The 14,430-nt window shown below is 44.7% G+C and carries 15 protein-coding genes; 2 read left to right on the top strand and 13 right to left on the bottom strand.

From position 1 onward, the window contains the following. Position 1: 1 nt before the first annotated feature. The 6 genes from MNY66_RS16150 to MNY66_RS16125 all read right to left on the bottom strand — a co-directional run bounded on the left by MNY66_RS16150 (position 2) and on the right by MNY66_RS16125 (position 6,743). Entirely contained in the window at positions 2–1,276 is a 1,275-nt protein-coding gene (locus tag MNY66_RS16150; RefSeq protein ID WP_241501994.1) for a DUF3150 domain-containing protein, read from the bottom strand. A gap of 94 nt (positions 1,277–1,370) precedes the next feature. After that, complete coding sequence (locus MNY66_RS16145; RefSeq protein ID WP_067421682.1) at positions 1,371–2,432, bottom strand: AAA family ATPase; 1,062 nt, start codon at positions 2,430–2,432, stop codon at positions 1,371–1,373. Between the two features lie 69 nt (positions 2,433–2,501). After that, entirely contained in the window at positions 2,502–2,876 is a 375-nt protein-coding gene (locus tag MNY66_RS16140; protein WP_067421680.1) for a hypothetical protein, read from the bottom strand. A 370-nt stretch (positions 2,877–3,246) separates the two neighbouring features. Next, complete coding sequence (locus MNY66_RS16135; RefSeq protein ID WP_241501993.1) at positions 3,247–4,362, bottom strand: lambda-exonuclease family protein; 1,116 nt, start codon at positions 4,360–4,362, stop codon at positions 3,247–3,249. Between the two features lie 58 nt (positions 4,363–4,420). Further along, positions 4,421–5,965, bottom strand: coding sequence for a recombinase RecT (locus MNY66_RS16130; RefSeq protein WP_241501992.1), 1,545 nt, complete (start codon positions 5,963–5,965; stop codon positions 4,421–4,423). A 91-nt stretch (positions 5,966–6,056) separates the two neighbouring features. Next, positions 6,057–6,743: a single-stranded DNA-binding protein gene (locus MNY66_RS16125; protein WP_067421674.1), complete on the bottom strand. Its 687-nt coding sequence runs from the start codon at positions 6,741–6,743 to the stop codon at positions 6,057–6,059. 144 nt (positions 6,744–6,887) lie between these two features. On the opposite strand from MNY66_RS16125, the gene MNY66_RS16120 reads away from it, so the two are divergent. Next, positions 6,888–7,070 carry a hypothetical protein gene (locus MNY66_RS16120; protein ID WP_241501991.1) on the top strand — a complete coding sequence of 61 codons (183 nt, stop codon included), beginning with the start codon at positions 6,888–6,890 and terminating at the stop codon, positions 7,068–7,070. A gap of 137 nt (positions 7,071–7,207) precedes the next feature. On the opposite strand, the gene MNY66_RS16115 is transcribed toward MNY66_RS16120, so the two are convergent. Both MNY66_RS16115 and MNY66_RS16110 read right to left on the bottom strand, forming a co-directional pair. Continuing rightward, the gene (locus tag MNY66_RS16115; RefSeq protein WP_156656637.1) at positions 7,208–7,723 is read right to left on the bottom strand and encodes a hypothetical protein; all 516 of its coding nucleotides are present in this window, start codon (positions 7,721–7,723) and stop codon (positions 7,208–7,210) included. 78 nt (positions 7,724–7,801) lie between these two features. Then, positions 7,802–8,398 carry a hypothetical protein gene (locus MNY66_RS16110; RefSeq protein ID WP_241501990.1) on the bottom strand — a complete coding sequence of 199 codons (597 nt, stop codon included), beginning with the start codon at positions 8,396–8,398 and terminating at the stop codon, positions 7,802–7,804. 525 nt (positions 8,399–8,923) lie between these two features. Between MNY66_RS16110 and MNY66_RS16105 the strand changes: the two genes are divergently transcribed. After that, complete coding sequence (locus MNY66_RS16105; protein ID WP_067421666.1) at positions 8,924–9,673, top strand: AcaB family transcriptional regulator; 750 nt, start codon at positions 8,924–8,926, stop codon at positions 9,671–9,673. Between the two features lie 76 nt (positions 9,674–9,749). Here MNY66_RS16105 and MNY66_RS16100 read toward each other — a convergent pair whose 3' ends face one another. The 5 genes from MNY66_RS16100 to lepB all read right to left on the bottom strand — a co-directional run bounded on the left by MNY66_RS16100 (position 9,750) and on the right by lepB (position 14,419). After that, positions 9,750–10,679, bottom strand: coding sequence for a hypothetical protein (locus tag MNY66_RS16100; protein WP_067421664.1), 930 nt, complete (start codon positions 10,677–10,679; stop codon positions 9,750–9,752). After that, positions 10,679–11,392, bottom strand: coding sequence for a hypothetical protein (locus MNY66_RS16095; protein ID WP_067421662.1), 714 nt, complete (start codon positions 11,390–11,392; stop codon positions 10,679–10,681). Before MNY66_RS16095 ends, MNY66_RS16100 begins: the two co-directional genes overlap by 1 nt. 122 nt (positions 11,393–11,514) lie before the next feature. Then, complete coding sequence (locus MNY66_RS16090) at positions 11,515–12,381, bottom strand: TraU family protein (RefSeq protein WP_241502039.1); 867 nt, start codon at positions 12,379–12,381, stop codon at positions 11,515–11,517. Positions 12,382–12,596: 215 nt separating this feature from the next. Continuing rightward, positions 12,597–13,895 (bottom strand): TrbC family F-type conjugative pilus assembly protein, encoded by a 1,299-nt coding sequence (locus MNY66_RS16085; protein WP_241501989.1) that lies wholly within the window; start codon positions 13,893–13,895, stop codon positions 12,597–12,599. Further along, on the bottom strand, positions 13,889–14,419 hold the full coding sequence (gene lepB / locus MNY66_RS16080; protein ID WP_067421658.1) for a signal peptidase I: 531 nt from the start codon (positions 14,417–14,419) through the stop codon (positions 13,889–13,891). Before lepB ends, MNY66_RS16085 begins: the two co-directional genes overlap by 7 nt. Between the last annotated feature and the right edge of the window lie 11 nt (positions 14,420–14,430).

Below are 14,430 nucleotides of genomic sequence, written 5' to 3'. Positions count from 1 at the left end.
TTTAGAACAACATAATACCGTCATCATCTGAATCGATATCCGCAAACACCAGAGTGTCAGGTGTAGCAGAAGCTGGTGCATTCAGATTAACAGTCTCAGTAGTTGGGTCGATGAACGAACCAATCATTGCACTGTCATCAACAACTTCGATGGAACCGGAGGACTGGATAACTTCAACAGAGGCAGATGTATCAGTCGCTGGTATAACAGGGTCTGCAACAGGACCAGCCGGAGGCAGGTCAGTTGGCAGATCGGCCAGGAAGTTATCATCAATCGTTTCAGCAACCGCAAATGCGTTAGTGTGTGGAACCACGTCAACAGGAGCAGCAGGTGTTGATTCCAAAGCCGGTTGCGTAGGTGAATAAACCAAATCGGTAGACGACAACTCAAAAGAGTCGGCGATAACCAAAGAGGAATCTAAACCAGAAGCAGTTTGCGGATTTGAAAGCAACTCAACGAAGGACTTAGCAGACTTAGGGTTGCGAAGGTTATTGAGTAATGACAAAACGTCGTTGTAGTGTTTATCACGAATTTTACCGGTCGTTGGAACACCATTAAGCACATCGGAAATGTATTTGTGGAGACCTTCGACTGTGGAGTCTATGAAAGCCAGTGTTTGAAGTTTGTTGGCAATGGCACGGATCGGATTCAGCGTATGCTGAGTAATAGCGTCAGACTTAACGTTCTTCAGATATTTTTCCGCAGTACTTGCAACTTCTTCAAAAATTTCATCAGACATGCTTTTAACTTGTCCGATAAGGTTTTCATTAACAATGGAGTTACCGAAGGGAGTGATGTGAAGCACTGAAAAGCCAAATTGAATTTGTTTATCCAAGTACTCCAAGTCAATCGCAGCTTCACGAAGAAGGATAGCGCGATACTTCTCTTCGAAAGAGTTAATCCAGCCGTTGAAATCAGCCTTCAAAAACTCTTGTTTGTAACCGTAAAATCCTTGCTTAATGATGTTCAGTTCGCTAACTAACTCGTTAACTTTGTCGGTCGGGATAGCGTAGCCACCCATGAAACGAATACCAACCTTCAAACAAGCTGTAATAGCCTGGTTCTTAAAGCGATCGAATGGATTGATCAGCTGAGGGTCAATAATCTTTTTCGAGCCGAGAGACACCATAACATCAGGTGGCAAATCAGCACCAACACCGAGATCTTCTTTTTTCAGTTTACGACGGCCCGTTGTAATCGACGTTCCATCAAGCGAAACCAAAATCAGTTGGTCTAGGATTTGAACATTAGCATTGGATTGATTGTTAATAGACATAGTAGTTACCTTATTTAATAAATTTAGGAAATTAAAAAGGCCCGGAATTGGGCCAATATTTAGAGAGTTGTATTCAGAGAGACTTTTGTGAGGCTTAACCGAAAACTGCTTTGAGGATGGCATGCAGCGCACGCTTATCGTCAGCACCAGCACGGTTACCGATTTGCAGGTCGAATGAGAGTTGCAGAGCTTCAGGCATTTGGGCCTGTTTCATCAGCAAGAAACGTTCAACCCAGGCAATCAATGAGCGTGTAGAACAGGTAACAGACAAGCGAGTATCAGGCGATACAGTGGGTACGTTGATGGTAGAGCCACCAGCGGGCTGATTAAAATCACCAGCGATATCACTGCCGACAAACAACTTGCGGATCATATTAGCGAGTTCAACAAACTTACCTGCGAGAGTTTCATCAGAAACAAACTTCTGGATTAACGAGGTTTCAACGTCTTTCGGCATGTAGTTAGCGTTGATGAACATGTAGCGATCGAGGTTCGCAACGTTCAACACCTTGACACCACCGTAGACACCCGTTAAATCACCCTGACCAATGGAGTTGGCAGTAGCGACGAAACGGAAGTTAGGATGCTTTTTAATCACTTCATTGGTTTCAGGAATAACAAGATTCCCACCTTCCAAAATAGCGTTAAAAGCGTTAGCACAACTTGGGTCAAGTTGGTCGTATTCATCCAGAAGGAAGATAAGGCCAAACTTGTAAGCCAGTGCTAGAGGACCATAAAGGAAGTCTGTACGGGTATCGCCGGTCATTTGATCACAAACGAGACGAAGACCACCAACAAGACTATTAATGTCCAAATCCTGTGAAGCCGTTGTTTTCATAAGAGGCCAGTTCAGTCGTGCAGCAACTTGCTCGACAATACTGGTTTTACCGCAACCTGTAGGACCAGAAATCCAAAGCGACTGACCCTGAGGGTAATTAATCCACATCAAGACAGAAGAGCGCAGGGACGGTTCAAACACGTAATTATTGTTTCGAGCAGGAATAGCCGCACTAAATGCGTTATCCGGAGCGAAACCGGCATACGGTTTAACTTTACCCTTCATATGGTCTGGAATGACAACGCCGAACAACTCCGGAGAGATAGCAACGTTACGAACCAAAGCGTCTGAAGATAAAGCAGTATTAAAAGTAGTCATGAAAGTAACCTCATAGATTTATATAGATTTAAAATATTTAGGGGATTTAAAAAGTGAAGAGTCGTCGAATTAAGCAGCTGGGGAACAGCAAACCAGATTGGAATGCGTGTACCGGCTACTCATTTGCCCTTGTTCACAGACAATCGACTTAGGTGCATAGGTGGCATACGCTTTGATACCACGCTCAGCAAGCGCGGAGATCAGGGTAGGCATAAAGTATGTTTTGGCATAAACCAAAACACCTTCAGCTTGGTGACGGGAACACAGCAGCAAAGCGATATCTGCAAGGTCGTCGGCACGTTGTTGCATTAACGAAACGGTAGGGCAGTCATTGAACGAAAGCTTTTCACGAATAACTTGTGAAACGTTACGATCAATATCAATAACACCCATTTCGCGTTGTGCGTCGGATGCTTTGTATGCAGTCAGATTAACGATGAACATGGAGAGACTCCTGAAATTAATAGAATTTATAAAGTTAATTGCTCGCAAGAAAAGGAGCGGGATTTAAGGTATTGCAAAGTTCCAGTAGAGTGACTGGAGGCACTTATAGTTCTCAGCATGAGAACGAAACACCGTTTTCGACGCATAAAAAAACCCGCTGCTTAAAAAGCAACGGGCTATCGAATTTGGTACAGATATGCGTGTGCCGTGTGAATGAGAGTTAACGCATTCAAGGGGGCGATATGGCCGAAATTAGGTGTTTAGGGGCGAGATGCCAGAAGTTAGGCGGTGTGTACCGCACCGCTACAATAATCAATTGAGCGTCTCGGGTCAACAAGAAAAAACCCGACCGAAGTCGGGTTGGTGAGAGTTAAAACATCAACAAGGCGCTATCTGCAACATCAACCAATCCATCACCTTCAGCAACAATAGGCTTAATGGCTTCAGGCGGAATATAAACACTGTCCTCTGGGGAAGCTTCATATTCATACACTGTCAAGTTGGAGCGCAGAGAGTCCTGAGTTACACAGTCCGGATATTGTTCGGCAGAAGCATTAAGACGCTCTGCGATCATTTTCCAGTTAGTGCGACCTTTGACTTTACTTTCCAGGTAGCGAAAACCGAATCCGTCGATACGGACAGGGTCGGTGCTTTTAAAACCCAAACCAGTAGCCAGGCCTTGAATAGACGCTTTAAGCGTTTCTTCAAGATTAGACAGCTGGGTCTTCATGGCCTCAAATTCAGCTTCTTTGCTGCGGACATTCGCGACTTGACGGCGGATATCAGCAATGCGAGCAGAGAGATCATCAGGAACAGTAAACTCACTGGTTTGAGCCAATATATCAGCATCAGAGACCAGCAGGATGTCTTGCTGTTTATCAAATGCCGGAGCAACCTTATCATTTAAACTTTCCCAGAAAGCTTTACATGCAGCAAACAAGCGGCTGAAAGCGACCTGGTTAGGTTTGATAAGGAAAATCTTCGGCTGATCTTTAGCGGACCAAAAAACGAGATAAGCTTGTGGGGCACCTGTTACGAATAACTGGTGCTGAACCTGCCAGAAGTAATACTTAAACTCTGGCGAAGCTGAACCTTGTTCAAGTATGGCTAAATGTTTTTTCTCAGAGAGATTCTTGATTTCCAAAACAGAACGGTCATCGAGCTGTCCATCAAGCGAAGCTATCATGAACGGGTACTTGGCATGTCGAACGCAAAAAGGTGAAGCAATTTGCCCCAACTCATTTTCACAGTACGACCGCGCAAGCGCTTCGAGTTTGTTACCGGCATCTACCTGCTTTATTGCAGAGAGATCTTCAGAGGCAAGCAAGCCCGCATACTGGAGGTACAACTTGTAAGGCGTTTTCATAGCACCAGGCGCACCCATAAGAATAGGGGAGCATGTTGCCGTAACACCAGTTCTACGCCATTTGAGCCACTCAGGAGTTCCTTGTTCAATATCGACAATTTCACAGATTGAATCAGACATACGATCACCATTAATAAATTTATAAAATTAAAAAACCGGCAAAATTGCCGGTTATGTTTTATGCCGCTTTAGCCGTTGAAATCAGGTCACACAGCATCTCTTTGAGACCTTTGTGTTTAACGGAATTCAAGGCCGATTCAAGTTCGTCGAATTGACCGGACTGAAGAGCTTGAGAGTAAAGCAGTTGCATGGAGCTAGTTTCAGCTTCAACAGAAGAAACCCACTGAATAGCACTGGCTTTAAACTCACTGTCAGCGAGACGATTAACAAAGTTATTTACGATCCCAAAATCACACATATGAACAGACTCAGAAACTTTCGTGCTGAGTAAATCACGGCGTGACTGTTCCAGTTGACGTTTTGCGTAAGCCAGTTCGCTGTCATTGAAAGAAAAAGCATCTTTCAGTTCGGCGAGCATGGTTTCGTAAGCCAGCGTTTTTTCAGCGCGGATAACGAGTTTGGCAATACGTTTGAAACTGCTTTGACGAACACCTGGAATGTCAGACATCGGAACTTGAAGTTCTTCAGGCTGAGTACCACCAGCAGTAGGTTCCGATTGAACATCAACGGGAGCAGACTGAGGTTCCGGCGTGACAGGCTGAGATGCCTGCTCAACGGGCTGAGCCGATTGTTCAGGAGCAGCGGCGTCATCACGAGCAACAACTTCACCTTCAATTACACTGTCATCGGCAGCATTAGCCTGAGATGTAGCAACGTCATTGTTAGCGGCATGAGCAGCTTGACGTTGAGCCATTTCAGCAGCAGCGGCTTCGACAGGGACATGAGCGGAAGATTTGAACCCTTCTTCACCGTAGGTATTAAGATAATCAATCACTGCGCTGATTCGAGTTCGGTTGCCTGGGATTAAATGAACAGTTTGTTTAAGGGCGGATTTAAGAACCATTTTCCAAGGGAAGTTAGTCCACGGGGAGGAGGCTCTTTTATCTACTTTTTTCCAGGATTCAGAAACTGCACGAGCAGCTGCCAAATCCTCAACAGTTACGAAGTAAACGAGGTTACGTCCATCACGCATGAGAAAGTCCACATAGACACCACGGAAGTTACCGCGAGCGCCTAAGGAGCCTTTATCAGTCACTGTCAGAATCAAATCACCTTTGCTAGCAAAGGGGTCAAACTCATGAATAGGACTGTTACGTCGGCCTTGTGGTTTAAATACAGAGTCTTTCTCAAACACCAATTCAGCAACAATGTCCTGGCAGAGCCCTTCATCTGTAGCCATTTTGATCAGGCCGAGATAAGAGACATCCAAGATCACTCGGTTGTTTCGCGGAACCAAATAGGCGAGTTTCTGCGAAGGGTCGAGTGTCAAACCAGAACTGGCTAACTGTAAAAACGCGGTCTCGAAAGAACGCGGGTTAGTTAACGCAATTCCAGTGAGATAGTCACTGTTGTTAATGATGTGCTTAGCAAACACACACTCTCTTTGGAAAGAGATATGTGGGTGCATTGCAGCTTGTTCAAACTGACTTCCAAGAGTCATCATATGACGGGTCACGGTGTCTACTCTGACTGTGATGTCAGTGCTGGCTCTTTTCGCGTTATTGTTGTCATAAGCGCGGCGGTTGCTGTTCGAATAAGACATGGTAATACCTCTTTAATAGATTTAAATAGAATTTTTTCCGTAATACAGACATGAAAAAGCCACTCAAAGAGTGGCATTTCAAAGTGGTCAATTAACCACGCATATCCGTATAGCTACCATTTACGATCGCGGCGCGAGCAGCAAGTAGCTGGTGCGTCGAACTTGTTGGATTAACAAACGAACGTGGTTGAGGTGCAGTTTTAGTTTCTTTCGAGACAGGAACGGCAGCTTCAACAGGCAGGGTATTTACGGCTCTTTTAGCTTTGGCATTAGCAAGTGCAGCTTGATAGGTTTCACGGAATTTCTTGCCGACAGATTTAACATCGTCGTCAGTCATTTTCTGCCAAACCAACTCGGCATCTAAACGTTTCTGCATTTCTGGAGAACGAGTAGGTTGCTGAGGCTGTATTGCGGGTGTTACAGGTTCAACGTAGGACTGAGGTTTTGCTTCATTGATTCGAGTATCGACAACCAGGTTGGTTGCAATATCGTGTACATAGAAAACATGAAACTCAGTTCGATGAGTATCAACGCCATCTTTCACAAAGCGAGTAGAACGAGCAACAGCTTCGATAGAGATCTCAGAGTCTTTCTTGATGGTTTCGTTGAGGAAGTCCGCAACGTTACCGAAAGCCTTCATAGAGTAGAACTCAGTAACTTTCTGTTTATTGATCGTCATTTCACAACCTAAGCGGAAAAAGATAACTGAATCTTTACCGTTACGGGCTGGGGTATAACGAGGATCAATGGCAACAGTACCTTTAGCTTTAGAGAACATAATTAGTACCTCAATTAATAGATTTAAATGATTTAAAAGATTTAGATGATTTATGGCCGAGAGAGGCCAGTCGCATGAATTGGAAAACCAATAGGCAGACAGAAGTTAGGAAGTTTTAAATACAAGGAAGTTAAGGGTAAAGCATTGACCAGTAGGATGACTGGACGCATTGATATTCCTCAGCGTGAGGAAAAACACCGGTTCGACGCACAGCAAAAAGCCCGAAGCCATAGGGCACCGGGCTGTCGAATTCTGTTTTGTAGGCATGAAAAAGCCGTGAGAATGAATGCGGGACTCATTCGTAGAGGCGCTGGTGGCCGAAATTAGGTGTTTTGGTTAAGGGCTATTGCCGGAAGTTATGCGAGTTCATCGCCAGAACAGAGTAAGCGATAGTGGAGGTGGGGTCAATCAATAGGCGAAAAAAAACCCAGCATAGGCTGGGTTTCGTGGGAAATTAGAGGTGATTATGCATATGCACAAGGCAACGCAAATGCGAGATCAGAAGACAACGATTCAACCGATTGTACGACTCGGAGATAGAATGCTGTTTTTCTGATAGAGGTCAATGAGAGACGTTCGCAGTCTTCAACAAGGTCTTTGACCTTGAAAAAGTCCGTATGATGGCTGATGCCGAGGGCAACCTTGGCTTTAATGACAAGTAATTCACCTTCAACATTAGCAATGAAAGCACAGGCACCAATAGGTGTTGTGACATTCAACATGTACTCTGAGTAGTAGTCTGCATCATCCTGTTCTGAACGATAAGGTACATCGTCACATGAAGAACAAACCTCAGCATTACAATTATGAAAACCACAATGGTCACAGTTAATTGAAAAGCGTTGATTAATTGAACCGTCACAAGTCTCGTAATGTCGATGAGAACATGTAGCACCACATTCAGTGCAGACATCCTCATACTCGTCATCATTAAGTTGCATACCGCCTGGTTCAATTGTATTTCCGTATACTATGGTCATAGCAAACCTCAAAAATTAATAGATTTAAAAGAGTTAAAAGCCCAGAAACTGGGCTTATTTAGGAAAGGTAAGCGAATATCAGCTAACAACTTCCATGATCCAAAGACCACGACGTTTATCAGTAGAAAGGTCACGATAACCAGTCACCGTACCATTGCGATCAAGAACCTGAGCCTTACTAGTGCGTACTTCTGAGTCTTTCCAGAAAACGACAGTGTCACCAATTTGAGCGCCAGAATTTTTGACTGCATCTTTAAGACCAATTGCCCAAACTTTGTTTTGACCTTCAATTTCAACATAGAAGGACATATCGTTTGCACGATCGTGTTTCCAGTGAGCCATACCAAAAGAAACCAACTTACCTTCGTGCTCGGTGGTAACCGTGCGAGAAGGACGTTTAGCTCCTGAGGCAGGGCATTCATCGTGATCGTCAGACTCATCAAGTTCGTCATCTTTAGAAGAGAAACGAGACATGATTTGGGCAGCCATAACAACAGCAGACAGTGTCAGACAACCACATGCGACGATTAAAGGAATGGTGGATTGTACAAATCCGGTCGTGAAAAGATAAAAAGCAATACCCGCTGGCAGAACGAACGAAACGTTCTTAGGACGCCAGAACAGCGAAAGGAACATGCCAATATAAACAAAGCCTTGCAATTCGAAAGAAGTCATCATATTCACCATCAATTTATATGCGAAGTCCGGCCACAGAGAAACATCCTGAAACGTGAGGATTCATTAGATGTAAACAAAGCGAAAGACATCGTTAAAAAAACGAAGTCCGGGCACAGACAAAACGCGGGAGTTAAAAAGAAGAGGAAGTTAACAATTTTTTTGGTTTGGATTGAGAGCCAAAAATACCCTTAGTAAAGGGCCACAAGTTGACCTGTTAAGTTCGAAGAACAAGAACAAGTCAGAGATGCTCATGCCAATGACAGGCGTGCAAAACCCGTGAGGTAAGCCGGTTTGGCTACCTGGGGGTGGCGGTATGTTCACGCCTAAGTTACGGGTTCACGTTGGAAGTTGTGCTGAGAAGAGAGTGAGCCATCAGCTAGGCCGTAAAAGAAGCCTACTTCAGAAAATCAGTCAGATCAAGAACTGTTTTTCTTCCGCGAAACGCTGGCCTTTTCCCATGACTTGACCGTTTTCATATGACTAAATAGTCAGGCTTAAATGCGACTAATGTGAGGATAAATCATGGCAACTACAGAGAAGGCAAAAGTGACTGATAACGTAAAGCAGGATAAAAACAAACGGAACAACCGCGTTAACCGTACACGCAATAACGAGCCCGCGCAAAACAAAGGGCAGGGTCCAGCACGCGAGCGTCGTGAATACTCCAATCCGGAAATCACGGTACCGTTCCAGCTGCAAACGCAAGAAGGTATTCGCATGCAGCAGCGGCATTACAACCTAATGTCCAAAGCGTTGTTCAATCTGACCATTAACAGTACCAACCTGGAACGCCTTGGCGTAAAAGGGGCTATTGAGCGCACGAAGAAAGCCGTGGGTGAAGTTCTGGCAGGACCAGAGAAAGAGATTAGCTCTGGCATTACTGCGCTGAATAAAGTGCTTGAAAAAGCCACATCCGCAGGGACGTCTCGTATCGAGGAAGTCTCCTATACTGCTCCACGCGATTACAATATTCGTGTGCGAACACCAGATGCTATGCGTGTTGTGCGATTGTTCCGTGAATTTGACGTGCTGATCACTTTGCTTGATCGCCTGTGGTTGAATAACCTGTTTAATCAGGATGAAGTTGACGACTATAAAACCCGTCTGCGCGATAGTATTCGCAATATGGTCAATCTCCTCGACCGTCATGCCTCTGCCACCGTTGAAGAGCTGAACGATAACAACGGCAAGAATGCAGATGCGGCTAGCGGCGCGACCAATGAACAAACTGAAACCGTCGAACAAAAAGGTGATAGCCCGGCTGAGCCGTAACCCCCTCTCAACACGATCCCCTCACAAAGGCAGGCCACCCACCTGCCTTTTACATTCTCTCTATTTAGCATCATGCTCAATAAAAATTATGTTGAAGCCCATAGATTTTTAGTTGACCGCCCATATCTTCTAATAACTCGAATTGCTCGATAGAAATTTGAGTTATCAGTTTTTTCCCTATTAGTATCTCTAGCATTCGTTGTAGTTTGGGTCTTCCTATTCTTAGTGACTTTTGGATCTCACCAAAAGAAAACGATTTATTAATCGAAATATAGTCAACGACCATTTTTAAATGTTCGAGGTCGTAAGGTTGAATCTCATTAGAATCAGATTTGACGGGAGGGATGTCTATTACGGCATATTCATCAAGAGTAACGTCCAAGATGGATTGGTCGCTTAAAAGATATTTCAAGGTCGCTTCTGTGGCAGGTTTGAAAAGAATTTCTTCAAGATTTTGGCCATTTATTGAAAACAGACGCAGTGAAAAAACAAACGCTATTAGCTCTGTGACTTTATAATTATCATCCAAACAATCTTTCTCATGCATCACGATAATATTGTTACAAATTTTGGTATCACAGTAGTCTACAAATTCAAAATATCGTTCCCTTTTGACAGGGTGGTGAAAAGTATCGTCAAGAGCATCAGGTGAAAAGCTTGTAAATTCAACATGAATTAGAGGCTCATGAATGGTGGACTCATACTGATTAGTACCTTTACCACTTAAAGATATAGTAAAGGTAAGATAACCGATTGGGCATTTTGTTTTTGGTTTTTTTATAAGCTCAAAAGATATACATATAGTATTCGTTAAGTATCCATTATCAATGTCATGATAAGACACACCTGCCTCAGTTCTCACGAACTGATCGCCTGACTTATTAAGGTAATCAATAAATTGGTTCTGTATTAGAAAGACAAGCCTTTCAACCTCAGAACTGACGCGTTCAAATGACTCCAGAAATTCAGAAAAATGAAATGCGGATACTCTTGTGTTATCAATCATTACAACCTCCATTCGATGTCGAATTTATCACCGCATTCCACTTTAAAATTTAATAATTTCAATGATAATTTCTTAATGTTGTTTTCTAGAAACTGAAAGTTAGAGAACCCTTTGAAAGGGGCAGTGTTAAACATGGATAGCATTTGATGGACATCTTGAAAAAAAGAAGATGTTCTCATGTCGTGACACAATTGCGTTGATAGCATTGTAGAAAATTCATTCCACGTTATAGCTTTCCAGTTCTTGTTCTTGTGGCTTTTGAACTGATTGAATTTACTAGAGTTATTGGATAGGTATATCAATCTGGTGTTTGTTGGGTCAGCCTCTCCAAATGCAGCCCATTGGTCTTCTAATTGGTTTTCACCGTAATAATAACTTAGCCACTTCACCTCCAGAATAAATGTTTTCTTTTCATCTTTAGCAAACAGAAAAGAGAAAATAGCATCTGGTTCAACATGGCTTCTATGCTTTAGTTTATATGATTTAGGCCAAAGCTCTATACTCATCGACAATGGCACTCTGTAGTCATCTTCGGCACTTAATGAATTGAATAGATTGAATATATCCATTGAATTGAAGTATTTCATTGCGCCAAAAATTGTGGATGTTACTTCATCTTCACGAGGGATATTTGACTTAACAGACTCTGAGAGGGCGTATGCCTCTCTAGAAAACCAGCGCTTGGATTTTTTCTTAATTACCGCTTCAATCATATCTCACCTGTAAATCCATTATAGGTTTTAATGATAAAAATATAATACATTTTCTCTTTAACTTAAACGATCAAAAAAGCCCACTCTGTTTTATGTGTGGGCTGGGAATTACTATTTTTAGGTCATATCGTCCGGCAGCAATCCATCCATTGATAAATCATGTACGTCGAGTCCTGCCCTTTCCCGGTAGGGTAGCGATACATGCCGCCTTGCCACTGATACGGGGATTCACCGACTTCATGGCCTTCCTTAGTTTCCGGAGTTGGGCTGAACATGTTCAATTTGTATTGCTGCTTCGGAAGGGTTGGGTAGATCTTCGACCGACAAACTGTGTCATTCCCCATCGTTCGGTAGGCTAAACCACGACGGTGCTCTACGGCGAGCTCACGAATACCGGCCAGGCTGGTTGTGCGTGGGGTATCCATACTGCGGACAGAGCCAGTTAAGGGGTATTGACCACCCCAAGAGCCTGCACACCACCAGAGTGAATCCATTGGCTGCTTACCAGCAAATTGTGCGGCAGCTTCCAGCGCACACGCTTGTTGAGCCACGACATTCGCAACCGCCGCTGATTCAGGATTCTGGAAGAATGCCAACGCAGTGTTGTTCCAAGTTGGGTCAATTTCGGAGAAACTGACCACGTCAAAGTCGCTATATGGGTCAGCAGTACATTGCCCCGGCAAATACAAGTCAAGCATACGCAGCAACGGCAGGGCGTACATATGAGCATTGTAGAAGCTGATGGAGAACTTGTGACGGCGCTCATCATCACCACCGTCTGTTTGGATCCCATACTGAAGATTGTTTCCTAGATTCAGGTTAACACCCCCCAGCGATGACATGCACCCCGGCGTGCGAGTCAGTTCGATGATTTTTCGGGGCTCCCACATCGCGGTCAGTACACCAGGGTGATACACGCCCAGTCCGTCCTGACAAGCACATGCCATACCAGTGGCCGCGTTATCAGGCACCTTGCCGGATGGTCCCATTGTGATCCCCGCTACTTTGATCGGGAAAATACAACTCCAGCAGACGTCCGTGAACAATTTGAATGAGAGTAATTGGTTATCACGGCAAACTTCGTTTACCGCTGGCGCTGTTTCAGCTGTTTTGTCAGCCAGCGCATTACCTGCAAAACATAATGATACAGCCGTGGCCGCAATCAGGTGCAAGCTGAATGATTTCAATTTCGCGTGTAGGGTTTTCATTTTGCTACCTTCTGAGCGTAGTTGGCTTCAGGGTACTCATTGATGATGAACACCTTCTTATCGGCAGTGACGATACTGGGCACCGCTTCAATCCCAAATCGCTCGGACATACCTGGCTGGATCATGTAAAGGCGGGCTTTTTCACCATAATGTTGCGCGGCATCTTTAAACGTATCCCAACCATCACCGTAAACGTTCGTGGTGATCAGGATAGGGTTGATACCAGGCTCTGTGCTTTCGTATTCTTGACGCGCAATGGCACGCTGCCACGGTACGCTGGCATCAAACACAATCAGTTTCTGACCGAAGGGGATAACATCCAGCGGGTTAACTTTCCCTTTCTTAGCGACCACAACCCCTTCCGGCGTTACGATGTCTTGCGGGATGATCACAGTCGGGTCAATCGTATGAGTCGCCCGTTTCAAAACGGTCGGGAATGCTTCAAATCCCTGACGTTGACGCGGCCAATAATTGTTTAAAGCATCTTTTTTCATTTGGTCAAAGTCGAGGTTTTTTACCCCTTCTTCAATCATGTCGAGCAAGCTGCGTTCAACGACTTCTTTCGTCGGACCTGCGGTACCCAGTTTTCCGGTTTTATCCTTCAGGAAGTCGATATTCGAGATACCGGAGACACTCGCAACAAATTCGCCGTCTTTCTCATGGATGATGGTTGGCACAGCGGTAACGGCATTGTCCTTGAAAATAATCGGATCCAGATTAACCGTCACTTCTGTGCCAGAGTCGAGCACCAGCTGTTGCCAGCGAGTGAGTTCGTCCATTAACTTCGCTTTATCTGTAACGCCACGGATAACCAGAGAGACATCCCTGCGGCCATTGTAATCGGCCATCATGTCTTTAATCTCCTTATCAGATAGTGATGCTGAAACTAATACATAGTAAAAGTCACCCGCCATTTTGTTTTGTTTACCGTCCGCGACATCAGCTTCTGCAATCGCACCCGTGACAGCGTCACTTATCATTTCATTATCAGTGCGTGATTCAGGCATTTTTCGTAGCATTTCGCGGTTATTTTCGCGCGCCAACTTTGCATTCGCTTCTTCTTCTTTTTGTTGTTCTCTTGCGACGCGGATAAGGCTGTCGATATCGGCTTTCTCATTATCCGTCACATCAGCAGGGCGAGAGGGCAGCTCGCTATCCTGGAAGGCACTTACTGGCCGAGAGGGTAAATCTGTTACTGGCTGCGGTGCGGCACTGACAGAAAAGGCCATGCTACCGAGCACGGCCAATGCAATAAGCGATTTGCGAAACGTAGCTACTTTTTGTTGGATTACCATATCGCGTAGGCCCTTCCTATAATTTGTGATTCTGGCAACGTCCCCCAGTAGCGAGAGTCGAAGCTGAGTTTGGTTCGTCCCATCAGCCAGATACGACCTTCAGGGATAACGCCGTTGCGAGTGAGTTCTTGTGGGGAGTGACCCGACTCTGCGGCAAGTGCGAGACCTTCACCGACCATCGAACCATTTACCGTGGTCTCTTCATCATTCACAGTGATTGCATCCCCACTGACCCCATCTACCATTTTGATCCCTTTCCCTGATTCGCCCATGTATTTCGAACTGAAAGCAAAGGTAGTGCCTTTTACGGGCGTGGTATCGTGCTTATCGACCAGGTAAATACGGTAGGGTGGTAAACACTGGTTGTTCTGAGGATCAATACCAATTTCAAAACGATGCAACACGTAATAACTGGATGGGGCAGAGACAGCACCCACCAGCAGCATCAGCAAAGCATGTTTTTTCCACGGGCGCTTTTGCTTATAGACCTTCTTCCAAAGAGACTTCGCTGTGTCCTTGACCACGGTACCCCCGG

This window comes from Moellerella wisconsensis (assembly GCF_022592395.1).
GTDB classification, from domain to species: Bacteria; Pseudomonadota; Gammaproteobacteria; order Enterobacterales; family Enterobacteriaceae; genus Moellerella; species Moellerella wisconsensis.
Note: the sequence above shows the minus strand (reverse complement) of the source record. Positions and strands in the feature narration are given on the sequence as shown.